16 protein-coding genes are annotated in these 15,789 nt (G+C 62.1%); 6 read left to right on the plus strand and 10 right to left on the minus strand.

Annotation, left to right across the window (positions count from 1 at the left end; translation table 11 throughout):
* Window positions 1-59: 59 nt before the first annotated feature.
* On the minus strand, window positions 60-368 hold the full coding sequence (locus V8201_RS15340) for a hypothetical protein (protein ID WP_037532492.1): 309 nt from the start codon (window positions 366-368) through the stop codon (window positions 60-62).
* Between the two features lie 117 nt (window positions 369-485).
* Here V8201_RS15340 and V8201_RS15345 point away from each other — a divergent pair, with 117 nt between their 5' ends.
* Window positions 486-1,130, plus strand: a complete 645-nt coding sequence (locus V8201_RS15345; RefSeq protein ID WP_037532489.1) for a nicotinamidase — start codon at window positions 486-488, stop codon at window positions 1,128-1,130.
* Between the two features lie 8 nt (window positions 1,131-1,138).
* Here the strand turns inward: V8201_RS15345 and V8201_RS15350 are convergent, their stop codons facing one another.
* From V8201_RS15350 to V8201_RS15380, 8 genes are all read right to left on the minus strand, one after another.
* Window positions 1,139-1,702, minus strand: a complete 564-nt coding sequence (locus tag V8201_RS15350; protein ID WP_271300115.1) for a GAF domain-containing protein — start codon at window positions 1,700-1,702, stop codon at window positions 1,139-1,141.
* A gap of 500 nt (window positions 1,703-2,202) precedes the next feature.
* Window positions 2,203-3,036: a tyrosine-type recombinase/integrase gene (locus tag V8201_RS19050; RefSeq protein WP_373276489.1), complete on the minus strand. Its 834-nt coding sequence runs from the start codon at window positions 3,034-3,036 to the stop codon at window positions 2,203-2,205.
* Window positions 3,037-3,723: 687 nt separating this feature from the next.
* On the minus strand, window positions 3,724-4,008 hold the full coding sequence (locus V8201_RS15355) for a hypothetical protein (RefSeq protein WP_336545828.1): 285 nt from the start codon (window positions 4,006-4,008) through the stop codon (window positions 3,724-3,726).
* A gap of 245 nt (window positions 4,009-4,253) precedes the next feature.
* Window positions 4,254-6,419 (minus strand): TrbL/VirB6 family protein, encoded by a 2,166-nt coding sequence (locus V8201_RS15360; RefSeq protein ID WP_336545829.1) that lies wholly within the window; start codon window positions 6,417-6,419, stop codon window positions 4,254-4,256.
* On the minus strand, window positions 6,416-7,132 hold the full coding sequence (locus V8201_RS15365) for a hypothetical protein (RefSeq protein WP_336545830.1): 717 nt from the start codon (window positions 7,130-7,132) through the stop codon (window positions 6,416-6,418). The genes V8201_RS15360 and V8201_RS15365 overlap by 4 nt, the downstream gene beginning before the upstream one ends.
* 8 nt (window positions 7,133-7,140) lie before the next feature.
* Complete coding sequence (locus V8201_RS15370) at window positions 7,141-7,887, minus strand: hypothetical protein (RefSeq protein WP_336545831.1); 747 nt, start codon at window positions 7,885-7,887, stop codon at window positions 7,141-7,143.
* Between the two features lie 152 nt (window positions 7,888-8,039).
* Window positions 8,040-9,044, minus strand: coding sequence for a hypothetical protein (locus tag V8201_RS15375; RefSeq protein WP_336545832.1), 1,005 nt, complete (start codon window positions 9,042-9,044; stop codon window positions 8,040-8,042).
* Between the two features lie 48 nt (window positions 9,045-9,092).
* Window positions 9,093-9,689, minus strand: coding sequence for a hypothetical protein (locus V8201_RS15380; protein WP_336545833.1), 597 nt, complete (start codon window positions 9,687-9,689; stop codon window positions 9,093-9,095).
* 692 nt (window positions 9,690-10,381) lie between these two features.
* Between V8201_RS15380 and V8201_RS15385 the strand changes: the two genes are divergently transcribed.
* Window positions 10,382-11,578 (plus strand): PIN-like domain-containing protein, encoded by a 1,197-nt coding sequence (locus tag V8201_RS15385; protein ID WP_336545834.1) that lies wholly within the window; start codon window positions 10,382-10,384, stop codon window positions 11,576-11,578.
* Window positions 11,579-12,009: 431 nt separating this feature from the next.
* Here V8201_RS15385 and V8201_RS15390 read toward each other — a convergent pair whose 3' ends face one another.
* Window positions 12,010-12,240: a hypothetical protein gene (locus tag V8201_RS15390; protein ID WP_336545835.1), complete on the minus strand. Its 231-nt coding sequence runs from the start codon at window positions 12,238-12,240 to the stop codon at window positions 12,010-12,012.
* Between the two features lie 97 nt (window positions 12,241-12,337).
* Between V8201_RS15390 and V8201_RS15395 the strand changes: the two genes are divergently transcribed.
* From V8201_RS15395 to V8201_RS15410, 4 genes are all read left to right on the plus strand, one after another.
* Window positions 12,338-13,048, plus strand: a complete 711-nt coding sequence (locus tag V8201_RS15395; RefSeq protein WP_336545836.1) for a recombinase family protein — start codon at window positions 12,338-12,340, stop codon at window positions 13,046-13,048.
* 279 nt (window positions 13,049-13,327) lie between these two features.
* The gene (locus V8201_RS15400) at window positions 13,328-13,762 is read left to right on the plus strand and encodes a hypothetical protein (RefSeq protein WP_336545837.1); all 435 of its coding nucleotides are present in this window, start codon (window positions 13,328-13,330) and stop codon (window positions 13,760-13,762) included.
* Between the two features lie 806 nt (window positions 13,763-14,568).
* Window positions 14,569-15,453, plus strand: a complete 885-nt coding sequence (locus tag V8201_RS15405) for a hypothetical protein (protein WP_336545838.1) — start codon at window positions 14,569-14,571, stop codon at window positions 15,451-15,453.
* A gap of 54 nt (window positions 15,454-15,507) precedes the next feature.
* The gene (locus V8201_RS15410; protein WP_336545839.1) at window positions 15,508-15,717 is read left to right on the plus strand and encodes a hypothetical protein; all 210 of its coding nucleotides are present in this window, start codon (window positions 15,508-15,510) and stop codon (window positions 15,715-15,717) included.
* Window positions 15,718-15,789: the final 72 nt, after the last annotated feature.

A 15,789-nucleotide genomic window follows, 5' to 3' on the forward strand; every position in this document is an offset into this window, starting at 1 on the left:
CGGCGCCGGCGTAGCGGTTTATCGTCTGTTCGTCGTAACTTATCGTATTGATCCATGTGTCAGGCGGCGGCGACGCCGGTGCCGTCGAACTCGGCGAAGGCGGCGCGGACCTCGTCGGCGAGCGTCGCGTCGGCGATGGCGACGGAGACGCGCACCGCCCCGGCGAGCGGTGCGTCGTCACGCGGTTCGGGCGTGGGAGCGGCCGCGGCCTCGTCGCTGCCCGCCTGTTCGACGCCGGTGGTGTTCGCCGCGCCGTCGGCGAGGACGCGGATCGCCTCGCGCGGCACTTCGAACTGCTGCACCAGGCGTTCCACCGTCATCTCCGCCTCACGGCGGGTGGCGAAGCGGGCGGTCAGGGTCGTGCTCATCATCGTCTCCCGGCGGCCGTCGTGGTCGCCATGCGGTCAACGCCCGGCGCAGGGTGTTCGGGCGCAGGCGAATCGTCATGGCGTTGCGGCGGCACGGCGACGCGCTACACAGCCGCCATGACCAGCCGAGCCCATCCGTCCGACGGCGCCGAGGCGCTCGTCATCGTCGATCCGCAGAACGACTTCTGCCCGGGCGGACGGCTCGCCGTCGCCGGGGGCGATGCGGTGATGGCGCCGATCGCCACGCTCGCCGAACGCTTCGCGCATGTCGTGGTGACGCAGGACTGGCATCCCGCCGGCCATGGCTCGTTCGCGAGCAGCCATGCCGGCCGCGCGCCGTACGAGGTGATCGCGATGCCCTATGGCGACCAGGTGCTGTGGCCCGACCATTGCCTGCAACGCAGCGACGGCGCCGATTTCCATCCGGCCGTGGCGGCGGCGGTCGCGCGCGCGCGGCTGATCGTCCGCAAGGGGATCGACCCGGCAGTCGATTCCTATTCCGCCTTCTTCGAGAATGACCGGAGGACGCGCACCGGGCTCGCCGGTGCGTTGCGCGATCTCGGCGTGACGCGCTGCGTCTTCGTCGGTCTGGCGTATGATTTCTGCGTCGGCTGGTCGGCGCTCGACGCGCGGCGCGAGGGGTTCGCCGCGACGATCCTGCGGCCGCTGACCCGCGCGATCGCGATGCCGGCCGGTTCGGGGACGAGCGTCGACGCGATCGACCGCGCGCTCGCCGCCGCGGGCGTCACCGTGCGCGACTGAGCCGGCGCTCAGACGTCCGAATCGAGGCGGAGTCTCCATGCGGTCGGCGCCGCCGGCGGTTCGGGCGGCAGCGTCTCGGCGATCGCGCGTTCGGCCTCGCGCGCCATGCGCACCAGCAGCGACCGGTCGAAACCGGCGGCGAGCGGCGCATTGTCGGCGACGCAGATCGCACCGAGCGCCATGCCGCCGTCGTCGTGGATCGGCACGCCGGCGTAGAATCGGATATAGGGATCGCCGGTCACCGACTCATAGCCGGCGAAGCGCACATCGGTCCGCGCGTCGGGCACGACCAGCGCCCGCCCGCCCTGCTGGATCGTTACCGCACAAAAGGCGGTGCTGCGAGCCGTCTCGGCGTAACCGAGGCCGCGTTCGGCAAGCAACAGCTGCGAGCGCCGGTCGATGATCGAGATGGCGGCAAAGGGGGTGCGATAATGATCGCGGACCTCGTCGACGATCCGCAGCAATTCGCTGCTGCCGCGCAAGCTCACCACCCGGCTGCGATCGACCGCGCCCTGCCGCTTCTTCTCGGCGGAGAAGGCTTGAAACCAATTGTCGACGTTCGGTTCCTGCACATCACTCTCCCTTCGTCACGCTTACGGGGTATCGAAGGAGGCGACGACTTATGCAAAGGGAATTGCATCGCAAGATGGGGCGGCCTGTCTCGCATCGGTGATTTGCGGGCAACGCGTCGAGCAATTGCCGGTCAAAGTGGTTCGGTTATCGGTTAATGACATATTTCGTCCGAAGCTGATGCCTGCTCTGGGATGGCGCTTAAGGTCTGCGCGACAACTTCGTGAGGGCGTGGACGGCGAGTAGCGGGTCGCGGCAAGTCATGCCCGGTAGCGCGAAGGTGCAGGAGCGGCAGGTCGAAGATCTTCGCCCGATGCCATTCGCGCCCGTGCCTCCTCGAAACGGGCAAAAGCCCGCGACCGTTCGGATCGCGAGCCTGCTGCTCTTTGGAAAATGGTGCCCAGAAGAGGACTGGGTCAGCCTACCACAACAACCGCAGAAACGCGTCGGTTTCGCCAATTCGGCGGACCATCGGTGTACTCGAAGCGTGTACCGTCCGCAACTAGGCAGGCCCCACGGTGCTGCCTCGGTGGACGAGCTTAAGCTTTTCCCGTAACTCATCCGCTGACGCACTGTCGCCTCGGAAGATCAGAGAGGGATTGCGTAACCCGGTCATCGCGGCGACCTCTGGGACTGAGAGGCCGGCCTCAAACAGCCGTAAGCACCCCTCGTGGCGGAGGTCCTGGAACCGCAAGTCGCGGATGCCTGCGCGGGCACATGCCTGGCCCCAGGCCCACCGTAGGGCGCAAGCGTCGACCGGAAACACCGGGCCCTCACGCCCCTCAAGGCTCTCCAGGACAGCGAGCGCCTTATCGGTAAGGGGCACATGCCGGCCGGGGCGGTTGGCGCTAGCAGGCACCGAGAGGAGGCCGGCCGAACGATCAATTTGCCCCCAGTCTAGCGATAGCAGCTCCCGGCGAGGCAGGGCAGTGAGAAGGGCAAAGTTCACCAACGCCTTGACGACAGGACTACCCTCAAGTTCTGCCAAGAGCCCGGTAAGCTCCCGATCGCCGACACGGCGGGTGCGCTCAGGTCCTGGGGGCGGGGGGGTGACCGCGGAGGCGCTGTTGACCGGGAGGGCAAATCCCCAGGAGAGGCGGGCCTCCTCTAGGGTCCTGCGGATCAGGGACAACTCATTGCGGACTGAGGAGGCACTGACTTCCGCGGCCCGGTCGTCGCGGTAACGGGCAACGGCTTCCGGCGTGACTTCTGCCAAAGGAAGGCTCGCGATCGGCGACTTTCGGATCGTGCCGAGCCTATACACCTCGCTCTGAGCACCAAGCTTTCGCGCGGACACTTCGCGACCATAGCGGTCAAGAGCCTCGGCAAAGATCATCTTCGTAGTCCCCTTGTTCTATCGTGGCGGAATGGCTGCAACGCGCCAGGGTGGCAACCTAGTAGATACTTCTAAGCGTACCGTTTCAAGAATTTATACATTCGGGAACGTTCTACGCATGAGGAATGTTGCAGTTTGTCACGCGAATAAATCAACAACACTGGATTGACGTTAAGTGTCGTTGCAGAGTAGCAAGTCATCGCCTTAGGGCGTCGAGCCAAATCCGGTTCGGCAAGGGGCGGGGACTGGAAGATGATGCGTAACAGCGATGTGATCGACTTGGTCGACGGCGAAGCCCGAAGCATGGGGGAAGGTGTTTTCGTTCTGCTCCAGAACAGCGAGGATGGGCCACAGAGCATCATCTTGCAGCGTTCGGACCTCGAAGCCCTGCTTGCTGCCTCCTAAAGTGTCTGGGTGAACTTCCAGAGTCCGGCTGAGCGGCGAAGGACCCGCTGCAAGGCCGAAGGGTGTACGGCATAGCTGCAATATGCCGTGTGTGATGTGCTGAGGATGGACCCCTTATCACAGCCTATGGGCGGTCTGGACGCTGCAAGTCCAGGTCGCCTTCTTTGTTTCAGCCCGGTAGACGACATGTTGATGAAATAAACAGCCCCTCGCATCCGAAAGGATCACGAAGGGCTTGAGTATTTAGGGGGCTAGCGCTGCATTAAGCGCCGAGACGCTATGTCATCTGATGGCGTTGGTGACTTGCGCCAAGAGGTCTTCTGCGGTGGCAATCGGCCGATTGACCGTCGTGTGCGGTTTGCACAGGACGAAGTCGAGGAGGAGCCGGGCGGCGGCGATCTTGTCCCTCGGCATTACAGGCGACCGCAACACCTTCATCGCCACCTCTAAGGCCTCTAGGGCCCAGGGGTGCTCAGGGAGCTGACCGCGCTCGGCGAGCTTCTCCATGACCTTTGCGATGATCGGCTCTTGAGTGGACTGGTGGTGTTCGAATTGCGCCGACGTCATCCCTCGGGGCACCCCATGGCGCTGTGGGCCCTGACGGCTCTTCCGCTTGGCGTTGAGTGCCTTAGAGTACGCTGAGCGCTCCTCCGCCGTCATGCCCGCCCATGGCCCCCGTGGCGCCCTTGGAGGAACGATGGGGGCCATTATCGGCGGCGCCACAAGGCTTTCGGCCACAAAGGCTTCAAGCTTCGGTACGTTCTTGGAGCCCTTGGGGCGACCGCGAGGGCGTCCGGTAGGCTTGGAGGGCATCAGTACCCTCCATCCTCATCAGGCCGATAGAAGTCGGGGTTAGACGAGAACTGTCGAGGCTCAGGGGCCTCGGAGTTCATCGCGCCTACTTTCGTCGGGAGAAGGCCTGCACGATGCAGCCGGTCCGCGAAGGTGCGGTCCCGCTCCGCTACGGCCGTAACCTCGTTGATGAGTGCCTGAAGGCGATGGGGGTCCCCCTCAGTCACGATCCGGGCCACATGGTCCTTCACGTCCTGACGGATGCCCTTCGACACTCCTGCCGCCATGAGGTTGGCAGCCTTGGTCGCGAGCGCGGTTGGCGTCATGGATGGGATTTCCATCGTTCCGAGTGCCTGGTCCATATCTTTGTCCGACTGCTGCCGCTCGGCTGTCTTGGAATTGCCCTGTACGTCCTTCCAGAGGATGTTGCCTTGACGTTCAGCCTCAAGGCGCTCTTGAAGGCCGGCGATGGCGTTGGGGCGGTCAGGCATCATCGCCTGGATTGCAGCTTGCTTAGACTCATCTCCCAACATGCGACGGATGTCCGCTGCCGTGTCGCCGGTAGGGTGGTTCGTCCCATACTCGCTGGCGCGGTTGGCCATGGTCGTTCGGGCTCCGATTGACCAAGCGTCCCTTGCGTTGGCCTGCGGTGCGCTCCGGGCCTGAGCGGCAATCTCGGGGCCGGTAAGGCTCCGGATGTCTTGGCCGTTCTCGAAGGCGTCCCGCATCCCCATCGCGTCAGCGTAGGTTGCCTGCGCGGCCCGGTAGGCCCCATTCTGAGCCGCAAGCTGATCGCGTAGGTCGCCGGCTCGGGCGTTGATGTGGACTGAGTCGGTGGTGTTGGTTGGGCGGCCACCGGGAAACCGTGAAGGCTCCATGCTCCGTTCGGCATTGTCCCGCATGGCGCGGATGACCTGATCGAACCCCTCGGTCGAGAGGAACTGATGCTGGTCCGGCAGGAATTGCCCGTCTCGGCCCATGACGAAGCCCATGGCCTCAGGGTCGCGCTGAGCGTTCCTGATGTTGCGTACCGCGTTGGGGACAGCGTCTTGGAAGGCGGGCGTCCGGATGATGCCGCGCATCTCGGGCGTCAGGACCATCGGCTGCGCATAAGCCTCGGCGTACATCGGGCCGGCTTCTTGCCGTGCGCGTTCGCTGTACTGTTGGACCTGGCGCACCGGATCGACCGATACAGGGCCGAGTTGGTCGACAATGTGACCACGCACACGTGCTGCCTCTTCGCTCTTGCGGCGATCCAACGAGGCTTTGACCATCCGCTGCCCTGGGCCCTCGCCGCGCGAAGCCCAACTCGTGGTGGTCCGCATGGCATCGCTGACGTCGCCAAGGTAGGCAGGGACGCCGAGTGCCTGTCGCCGCTGCACCTCCGCCATAAGCGTGTCAGGGGTGGCGGCGGCGCCCTGTTGGCCAAAGCCCGTCGCGATATGCCCCTGGTTCATACGGGTATTCATGAAGCGGGCGCTCTGTGTCTGACGGTCCGCTTCCCGAGTGATGCGCGCTTTACGCATGACGGAGCGGGGCACGTTGGCGAGGCCGCGAACTGCACCATCCGCGCCTGGGATCGCTTGGCGGGCAAATCGTCCCGCACGGACCAAGCCCGCCGTGGCCGGGGTCATCGCGCCCCCAAGGGCACCCCCAGCCAGCGCACCCGTCGCGGCATTGTTGGCACGTTCGCCCAGGCTGTCACCTTCGCCCGCACCAGCGACACCGCCGTACAGGGCCCCCACAGCGGCCCCGTGGAGAAGCTTAGCGGCCATCCCGGCCCCGGAAGCCACACGGCCCGCCGGAAGCGCCAGCGAGGCTCCTAGGCCAGTCAGGGTGCTTCCCCATGCGAGTGCTGGATGCTCTTTGTCGTACTGCGCCTGATGCTGTCGGAACTCACGGCGCCCACGGTTGAACGCCTCGCCGACAGGCTGGCCCTTAACGGCCGCTCTGGCTGCGTCGGGGATCGCTGCAATCTCATCGCCGAAGTTGGGGATCAGGTTGTCGATCGTGTCGCCTAGAAAGTCGCCAGCGGTCTGCCAGCCCGTGCGGGGCTTTGGGGTCGACTGGCGCTGGGAGGTCGCCTGCCGTTGCCAGTAGCCCCTTGCTGCACGTGCGGCGGCCTTGGGGTCATCGGTCTGTATCTCGACTTCCTGCCCGTTCGGGAGGCGAATGGTCGTGCTCATCGAACCGGGTTCCCATTGATGTCGAGGACGACACGGCCACCTTGGGGCCTGGAGGTGCGCGGCGGAGCCTTAGGGAGGGGAGGCTTGCCCGCCGGCCTATACGGGTTCTCGGCACGGAGCGCGGCAGCCTGTTCACGGCTATAGCCCGCAAGGCCCGCGTTGTTGCCGATCATGTCCGCCATGAGGGAGTCTAGGGTCCGGAAGCGTTCCTTGTTGGTGCCGTCGAAGGACCAGCGGTTCGGGAGCGCGTCCGTAATAAGCTTGAGTTCCGCGTCCGAGTCCGAGCCCGATCCTGCAACCCGGAAGGCCTGGCGGGCCAACATCGGGACCCCGGCCACCGCACCATCAAATTCTTGATTGGCGGCTCTGAAGGGATTGAACTCTTTGAGTCCCGAGGCACCGCTATCCGACATGTTCCGATCGTACAGCTCATGAACGCGATTAAGCTGCTTCTTCATCGAGCGGAGCGCCGCAACCTTGGCGTAAGCTGCCTGCGCTGCTTGACCCTTCGGCACCGTAGCGGGCGCGTCGAGCGTAACGGGGGCGGGGCGGCTTGGGGCGGCGTTAGGGCTGGTGGGGGCTGGAGCGGCTGTCGACTTCGTTGCCCCGGAGGCACGATAACGAGCCAGCTCCGCCGCGTGTTGCGGCTGAAGCTTGCCCTGCGCTTCGCCCATTTCGAGGAGCGAAATGCGCTCCTTCAAGGGGTCTGCCATGGTATTCCTTATTTAAGTAGGTAGCTCAGGTCTGAATTGGCCGAGCTGATCTTGGATTTGCGGGCGGACGCCGGTGGGGTCCGAAGCTTTGCGACGCTGGCGGCAGTGCGTTGGGCGCCTTGCTGGGTTCGTGCGTCGCCTTGCTGGACGCGCCGTTCACCTTGGCCCTCCGCGACCCTGCGGTGCCGCATCACATCTTCAAGGTTGGCATCATTCCGGCGCTGGGAAAGCCCCTGGTTGACGGTGAGGCCCATGGTGCCCGCGAGGGTGCCGTAGGTGTCGTCCCACTCTTCCGGCATTCCCGTGGTATCCACTTGGTAGTGCTCGGGGTTCGCCAGAAGGTCCCTATAGGCCGCTGCTCGCTGCTCGAGCGGCACCTGAGTGGAAATGGCGTACATGGCGCGGGCCCGGCGATCGGCTATGGTATCAAAGCTCGGCGCGTTCTTGGCCGCGGCGGCGCGTTCGGTGGCCGCTCGAAACTCGGGGACCTCGCGGATCGTGCGGGCCCCTGTGCGTCGATCGGTAGCAATCTCGAACTGGTCGCCTGGGCCGCCGTAGGTCAAGTCGGGGCGCTGCTCCTCGCGAAGCTGTTTGCTGCGGCCTGCGATGGTTTGAGCCGCCGCCCCCAGTCCGTCGCCGAAGTTCTGGCTAGCGAAGAAGCCGGCGCCGATGCCCGCCAAAGTCTCTGAGATGTGGTCCCTATCCCAAATCGATGGCCCCTTGCGCGGCGGCGGCTTGGGGAGGTTGGCGATCATCGCCGTCTGACTGAGCGCGGGGGTGGGACTATCCGGCGTGGGCGCTGAGATTGTTGGGGCCATTCGAGCGGGGGAGGGCGTCGAGGGCGGAAGGTTCGGTGGTGCGCCGAGGGGACCCAAGGGGGAGCCCATGGGCGTGGAGTAGTCGAACATTATTTGAGGCCTGTGTAAATGCTGGCGGGCTGGAAGCTCTTGTAAATGCTCGCGCCTGATGCGGCGGCGCCCATGATCTGGTTTAGGATCGAGCCGGCCTGAGTGGACTTGCTGGTCCCCTCGCTAGTGCCTGACTGGCCCCATTGGTTAGAGGCTACGACGTTCGCGAACCGGCCCAAGAGGTCCGACTTGCGTGTGTCCTCGCCCTGCCACTTCGTAAAGTCGGCCGTGAGCTGGCCCTGACGGTCCGCCTGTTCGGCGCTGTTCGCGCCATTGATGGTGTTGAAGGCGTTGTAGGCCGCATCGTTCGACTTCCCGAGCGCATCGACGCCAAAGGACGCGAGGTTCCCGTAGGAGCTGGCGGCCTGACCAAGTGCGGACAGGTTGGTCGCGCGGTCGCTCTGAGCCATCGAGAGGCCCTTGTCGTACGCATCGCCTCGGATCGAGGCCGAGATGTCGCCGATACGGTCCGCCGCGCCGCGCTGGGCGATACCGGATGCGACACCGGCCCGTGAGGAGTTGATGTTGCCCGTCGCCGAGGCCGCGCGATCGATGCCGGGGAGAATGTCCTCCGACAGGTTGCGCGTGATGTCTCGCGAGTTGGCGTCAATCATCCCCTGGATGGCGGGGTTGTTTGCGTATGCCGTCGCAGCGGCGATGTTCGCCTGTGTCGGGTCCTGTGCGGCCATCGCGGCAAACTGGTCGGTCGCTGCTGCGGCCTTCGAGCCGTAGCCGGCCATCTGGGTCCCGAGGGAGCTGAGGGTCGACGCGGTGTCGAGGCCGGTGCCCGAGGCGTAGCTCTTGAGCTTGGACAGGGCGTCCTTCGCCTCTTGGCTCATGCCGGCGTAGGTCGCCCCTTGGTAGTACGGGGTGTCCTTCGATCCGTTGTAAATGTCCTGTGCCGAGTTGAAGGCGTTGGTCAGATAGGGAGACTGAAAGGCACTGGGGCCCGTATCGGTCTTCTCTGTAGTCTTAGTTGTGCTGGAGCCACTGAAGAGCCCCATGCGCTTTAGTCCTTGGTAATGATAATCGGGCACGGCCGCGGGGAGAACTCATTGCCGCGGCTTATGTCTTGGTTTTTTCGCCTTTGTCGGCAGAGTTACTATCTCGCGCTCCGCATCCATCATCGCCTCCCAATCCGCGTCTATCTCCGCTTGGGTGGGCTTGACCGGTGGCGCTGGAACGTCGTCGTCATCGAGTTCTGGTACATCGGCTTGGGGTGGGTTGCGCCTCGCTGTGGGATTGGCCGCCTTTAAGGCATCCCAGTCCCAGCGATCGTTCCAGATGCTGTCCTTCGGCATTGTCGGAAGGCCACCATCGGCGACGAGCAACATTGCCGGACGATCAAAGCCGAGAAGCTGGACCTGTTTGCGGACCCAGGCGTCCATGATTCTATCAGTCGGCCTCGGGAAGCCTTTGGCGACAGTGATAGCACCAAGTGTCGAGACCAGCGTCAGGCGCTTAGGTCCTTTGTCGGTCGGAAAGGTGTGAAGGCGAAGGTGGCGGCGATCGAAGCAAGCCAGATGCTTCTTGTCAGTGAAGCGGTTCTGAGAATCGTAAAGGTCAAGGGCGGTAAACCAGACGTCGCCGTCCGCGATCACGGCTCGGATATTCTTCTTGCCGATTGGCAGGGTAACTTCGTTAATCAAAGGTCGGAGGCTCCAAGGATCGTCGCTGATCCCACGAGAAATGAACGGACTTGAGCGTCGAGCGCACGCTTGCGCAGCTTGGTCAAAGCGACGGCGCCGGAAGGTGAGACCATACGGGCCCTCTGGAAACCGTGGGACGTCTCGACGGAGTGTAGGGGGCGATCGGCTTCCGGAAGCGATGCAAGGCAACGTCCGGGCGATCGAGACATATCAAGACCGAGGAGGTTGAGGATGTCTCGCGCGACGAGCCATGCGTGGCCATCTTCTTCGATGACGTAGCGTACTGTGAAGCCGCGGAACGATAGCAAGCCAGCGCACGGCGGCTGCGGGAAGTGGGACATGGGATATGCTCATTGGCAGGAGCGCGACCCTTCGACACCGGTCGGCGGGAGGGTCTTGAGGCGCTAAGGAGGGGGGCGCACTTCCGCCCATCTTTGGACGAGGACTATCGCCATCTGTGGAATGTTGTGCACAAGTCAGCACTAATTGGTCCCCCTCTTGGTCGATCAAATCTTCAGACTCGTGGGCTAGGCCGTGGCGGCCGGGTATTTGGGGTTCCATCCGTCGAACGGTATGCTGAGCAGAATGCCCGACCTAAGCTGAGCCAGCGTCTTTCGTCCACTTGCAAAATTTTCGTTGCGCATCAGCCGTGCAACGCCTTACCTCTACATTATTTCGTGAGGAGACTCTGAGTGGCTGAAAATAGAGGCGGTGACAAAAAGCCGGATCCAACTTTTGATGTCGAGAGGATATTCCTACTAGAATCTCAATACAAGGATCCGCTATCGCTAATTCAGAGAGTGGAGCCAGCACTAGAGAAAGCGTTTGAGACGGCATTTGTTGTGCTTGATGCCAGTGTCTTACTCGCGCCTTATGAGTTTGATACACAACCCCTTGCAGAGGTTGCCTCACTCTACGAGAAAATAGCGTCCGATAATCGACTGGTCGTCCCAGCTCGATCACTTAGGGAATTTCACAAAAACAAGCTGCGAAAGTTGGCTGATATTGATAAATCGTTATCTGAGGCGGCGGATAGAAGTATAGACGAAATATTTGGTAAAGGAATTTCCTTTTTCGAGGGCGTTCCAAAATATGAGATGGCTAAGCAAAGTGCAAGGCAACTAAAGGATCAGCTTAACGCGGTTCGAGCCGACGTGCAAAACAATATGGATGATCGAGTAACAGAGGCGTACCGCCAATCTCTATCAGGAAGTATCGTTGAGCTGGAGTGGGATGACGCCAAAAAGGCACAGCAAGCCGCAATTTGGTTAACGCGCAAAAAGAATAAGATAGCGCCGGGGTTTCTTGACGACAAAGCCGATACCGGAATTGGAGATTACCTGATCTGGCAGACGGTCCTGCAAGAAGGAGCAAGTCGGAAGCAGCATTGTATTCTGGCAACGAATGAGAAAAAAGATGATTGGTGGGTCAAAAACGCTGCAAACACTTTTCGGGTGAGATCAGACTTAGCTGAGGAGTACTCCAACGCAAGTGGTGGTCAGTCTATATATCTTGTTTCTTTGTCTCAATTGCTAACGCTTCAGAGGGTCGACCCGGAGGTTGTTGCTAGGGTTGAACATGCAGAAGAGGCGCCCAGTCAAACAAATTCTCAGACATATAAGTTTGAATTAGCCAGCGCCGCTGCACGTAAGCTTATGATGTGGAATACCAATTCTACGTTAAATAGAATCCGCGAAGATAAATCAAGGTTAAATCACTCTCTTACTGTGTTTCAAAGGGCGGATTTAAGGGGAGTGCTGGATTCGCAAGGAAGAGATTCGATGGAAAGCGTTAGGGACCAGCTATCGTCCCTGTCTAAGCGTGAATACGAATTGATGCGTGAGCTAGAAGAGTTGGGTCGCGATTCAAATGAGGGCGACGAGTCATAAGTGTGACGCCGATGGATCTCCCAGCACGAAAAGACTCCCACTCGTTTCGAACGGCATGGAATTAGGGCCGATATAGAAACATAGGGGCTGTAGGGGGCCAAATTATATTCGGGTGCTGGAGGTGCTGGAGGGCCGTGGGGGCGTGGAGGTCCGAGCGGCAGCAGCGCGGCTCTAGCGAAGCGCCCGATTTCGATTTCGATACTTAGGAAATGCCGCTGGTACCATGGCCGTGGGCCGGAGGGGACCCGTGGAGATTGGCTGCATTTCCTGCCCGTCCCACCGGCTCCGGGCGGTCGCAGGCCGCGGCGGGCCGGCCCGTATGTGGTGCGTGGCATGGCAGACCTAGGGCCTGGATGGAGGTTCGGGGACATTGGCCTCGGGGCCGGGTCTGCTTGATCGGAGCTGGGGACATTTAGGCCCCCCCTCGGCTGCTAGGTCCTGTCGTCAATGACGATGATCGCTGCGCCTTGCTGGCGAGCCGCTGCAATGGAGCGTTCCTCCGCCTCCTCAACCGAGTCGTAGCTCGCGGTGCTGACTGTGGACTGCATGGTGCGCTCGATCGCGAGGGAGGCCGTGACGCCGCGGCCGTAGGTTGCTGACGCGAGGGTCAGACGCGCGATGGCAGAGCCTGCGGGGGCTTTGGGTATGCGGAAGGTGTCCATGGGGGCGGATCATACCACATTCCTCGATCTTTCTCGCCGCTTGACGGGCCATACAAACCGGCGTAACGACCGTCAGGTCAGCTTGTATGGTGCTCCGATGACTCAGCGTGCCGTTGCATATCTCCGAGTCTCTACGGCTCGCCAAGGCGCCTCAGGCCTGGGCATGGAAGCTCAGCGAGAGGCAGTTGAGGCGGTATGTCGCGAGCGGGGCTGGGACTTGGTCGCACCGCCGTTCGTCGAGGTCGAGAGCGGCAAGCGGGCCGATCGGCCGGAACTGGCAAAAGCCATTAATCGAGCCCAGCTCATGGGGGCCAAGCTGGTCATCGCCAAGCTGGACCGATTGTCCCGAGATGCTGAGTTCCTCCTCAAGCTTCAGCGGACCGGCGTGGACTTCGTCGCGGCGGACATGCCCCATGCCGATCGGTTCACCGTGACTATCATGGCGGCGCTCGCTGAGAAGGAGCGCGAGCTAATCTCTGTCCGGACCAAATCGGCTTTGGCCGCTGCGAAAGTCCGTGGGGTGCAGCTCGGCAATCCAAATGGTGCGGCGGCGCTTCATCGTGCGGGGAAAGGTAACGCCGCCTCGGCTCTATCGCAGGCCGCTAGCGCACAGAAGTTTGCCGAGCGCCTTCGTGATACCGTTGAGGAACTTAAGGGGCGGGGCGTTGTCTCACTCGGAGCCATCGCGGCCGAGTTGAACGCTCAGGGCTATGAGACCCCCCGTAAGGGTAAGTGGCATGCATCGTCTGTTCGGAACTTGGTGGCGCGTCTCGATGGCGCGGCGGCCGGGAAGGTCACGGGAAATTAATCGGGTGTGTTGCTACGATAAAACACAGGTTCTCGGCGGCTTTGAGGCCGTTGAAGGCCTATCGCGTAGTGAGACGGTCTGGGCTCGGCCGAGCCGTGAGCGCACAGCGCCGAGGGACTTTGGCGTCCAACCGCTCACCCCCGAGGTGTCCTCATGACCTGGCGCCCTTGGAGTGACTTGTCGCCCACTGAGCGCCGCCGCCGGGCCGATGACGCTGGCTACGCGGACCTGACGCGTCGCCCAGCTTCCCCCGAGGCCCTTGCGCTCTGTAGGGACCTGATGAACCGCTACGTCCTCCCGGCGAAGCTGGAGGGCCGCAAGACCCGAGTGGGCGCCGCGACCTTAAAGAAGCTCGATGGTGCGCTTGGGGCGATCGTAGGGGAGGTCGTTGAGCTTGCGTCGCGGGGCTATGCGATGAAGCTGTCGACGCGCAAAGAGTCGTTCACTGGCCTGTCTGTCAGCCGCACGTCCTTCGAGGACGTTATCGGCCCATTGGTGGCCGCCCAGCTCGTCGAGCACGTGCCGGGCTATCGGGATGCGGCGGGGGTCGCAAGGGCACCGCTATTCATGGCAACTCCGGAGCTTGTGGCTACCGTGAAGGGCTTTGGCCTTGCTGACAGGATAAGCACAGTCCATTTTCTCAAGCGGCATGCCTCTAAATCGAACGGAGAGGGGTCGCAGGATTCGTCCGTGGCCTCATGGCTATCATCATAGCCCTCAAGGGCATATCGGCTCTCTGGGAAGCTCCTCGGGCGTTATGAGGCCGAGAGACTTAATGGCTGCCTACATTCCGGCAAGTGAAGCCTTTAAAGGCGTGACGAGCAATCGCCGGATGACATTGGTCCAGCCCCTTAAGGGCCTTAAGTACCTTATAGTAGGTGTTATTGTTTAACTTATAGAAGGCTTATAGGGCCTTTAAGATACCTATAGGGGTTACGGGACAAAAAGTGCCTTGATGCGTGGGCCATGACATGGATGTCCACAGCCTGAGGGCGACGTTAAGTCCTTTAAGGGCGGACCGCATCAAATGCGCCGCCTCCTGCGACACCGTATCGCCACTCGTCGCTGCTGGGCTCGTCGAGCACTTTGAGCGCTACAAGGCGATTGGTACAATCAGGAGTCTCGGGCTGAAGCTCCGGTGCCGATCGTGACATCCGGCTCGTGGCACCGGTAAAGGCTGACGGATGATTTGTTCGCTGTGGGGTGAGCCACTGCCTAATAGCTGGTGCCGTACAATGGCCCGCAGAGGGCCCCTAGGGCAACTTTAGGCGCTTTCGGCTACTCGGGTAGGTCGGCGATCTTCACTGCCCTCTGGTGACTCTCTCCGGGGTATTGTGGGCACGCCATCTAAACGACGCCCTGCCGTCGCCAGCAAGAATCACGGCGCATGGTGGCTCGCAGGCGGAGGGTTCGCTCCTACCTCAAAGACTTATGGTGCCTTCCTAGGACATGAGCGCCTAATCATCACTTTCTTCATTGGCGATCAGTTGGCAGTGTCCAGCCAATGAGAGGGTGCGCAAATGGCTGAAGGCACAGAAGAGCTAGTCGATACCGCCGAGTTTATTTTCGGCTCTGACGATCCCGTTCCGCTGACCGAGCTAGCCGACAGCTTCCTTGCAATCGATCGGCTGTTTGCGCGAACGTCCAGGTCTGGCGCCCGGCTCGCGGTCACGGAGATACGGCAGGGGAGCATTGTGGCGCTCCTTGCACCTTACGTCCCTATGATGGGACAGGTTCTTAGCGCCGCCAACACCGCTGTTGAGGTGGGAGACTTCGTTAAGAGGGCACGGGAAGGGCTCAATGCGTTCGCTGGGATCAGGCCGGCAGACGAGGCGGCCCCCGCCATGGACCCGGACACCGCCGCTGACCTTCGCGAGCTTGTGAAGCCGCTAAGCGGACTGCCTGACGCTCGCCTTGACGTGGCGCACATAAAGTACCGGAGTAAGACGAAGGAACGGATTGTCGAGATTGAAGCGAGCTATAGCTCCTCTCAGCTCGATCGTATCGCGGTCAACGCCGCACGAGCACTAGACAATCACGCAGAGGCCTTGAAGGTCGACCAGATTATGCAGGATGAGCCGGAGCTTTTGCGCGGTGTCATTATGATGATGCACCAGGCAAATTCGGGGCCGGCGAAAGAGCGCGGGAGGACGGGAGACCGGGCGATTGTGCGGGTCGCGTCGGCCGATCCCCTGCCAGTATACTTTGCTAAGACGACGAACGATATGAAGAGGGGCATGGTCGGGAGCACGGTCAACCCCCTGAAGTCCTCCTTCATGGTAGACGTTCTGGTCACGAAAGAAGGCGGGGCTCCGAAGGCCTACACAGTCCTTGAGGTGCATGGGCCTGCCAATAAGACGAAGCCTGTAGCCGGCGGCCGCACATCGCTCCTGCCTGGGCTTTAGCTGGGCGAGGAGGGCGGCCACGTCAGCCTAAAGCACTTCAAGGGCTCACGGGCCATGGGTGCCTGGCCGCACTACGCCTTTGGCCTGGAGGGCAACACGCAAGCCGAAGACCCCGCGATGCGGAACTACTCGACCTTCCGTTGCGTGAAGGACCGCTACACCGGCCGGGCGAACGGCAACACCATGTGCCTCCACTTCGAGCGCCAGACCGGCCAGCTCGTCGAGTGCGACTTCCCCGTCACTGACGAGGGCGGCGCGAACTGACGTGACCCCTGTCTTTCATCCAGCTGCGACCAGAGACCGACGGGTGTTGTCGCGCATGAGCGCAGGTGAAGC

Source organism: Sphingomonas kyungheensis (assembly GCF_037120395.1).
GTDB classification, from domain to species: domain Bacteria; phylum Pseudomonadota; class Alphaproteobacteria; order Sphingomonadales; family Sphingomonadaceae; genus Sphingomonas; species Sphingomonas kyungheensis.

Coding starts and splice junctions, on each gene's coding strand:
- V8201_RS15340 (WP_037532492.1), bottom strand. CDS start 368: ATGAGCACGACCCTGACCGCCCGCTTCGCCACCCGCCGTGAGGCGGAG.
- V8201_RS15345 (WP_037532489.1), top strand. CDS start 486: ATGACCAGCCGAGCCCATCCGTCCGACGGCGCCGAGGCGCTCGTCATC.
- V8201_RS19050 (WP_373276489.1), bottom strand. CDS start 3,036: ATGATCTTTGCCGAGGCTCTTGACCGCTATGGTCGCGAAGTGTCCGCG.
- V8201_RS15355 (WP_336545828.1), bottom strand. CDS start 4,008: ATGACGTCGGCGCAATTCGAACACCACCAGTCCACTCAAGAGCCGATC.
- V8201_RS15360 (WP_336545829.1), bottom strand. CDS start 6,419: ATGAGCACGACCATTCGCCTCCCGAACGGGCAGGAAGTCGAGATACAG.
- V8201_RS15365 (WP_336545830.1), bottom strand. CDS start 7,132: ATGGCAGACCCCTTGAAGGAGCGCATTTCGCTCCTCGAAATGGGCGAA.
- V8201_RS15370 (WP_336545831.1), bottom strand. CDS start 7,887: ATGATCGCCAACCTCCCCAAGCCGCCGCCGCGCAAGGGGCCATCGATT.
- V8201_RS15375 (WP_336545832.1), bottom strand. CDS start 9,044: ATGGGGCTCTTCAGTGGCTCCAGCACAACTAAGACTACAGAGAAGACC.
- V8201_RS15390 (WP_336545835.1), bottom strand. CDS start 12,240: ATGGACACCTTCCGCATACCCAAAGCCCCCGCAGGCTCTGCCATCGCG.
- V8201_RS15395 (WP_336545836.1), top strand. CDS start 12,338: ATGACTCAGCGTGCCGTTGCATATCTCCGAGTCTCTACGGCTCGCCAA.
- V8201_RS15400 (WP_336545837.1), top strand. CDS start 13,328: ATGAACCGCTACGTCCTCCCGGCGAAGCTGGAGGGCCGCAAGACCCGA.
- V8201_RS15405 (WP_336545838.1), top strand. CDS start 14,569: ATGGCTGAAGGCACAGAAGAGCTAGTCGATACCGCCGAGTTTATTTTC.
- V8201_RS15410 (WP_336545839.1), top strand. CDS start 15,508: ATGGGTGCCTGGCCGCACTACGCCTTTGGCCTGGAGGGCAACACGCAA.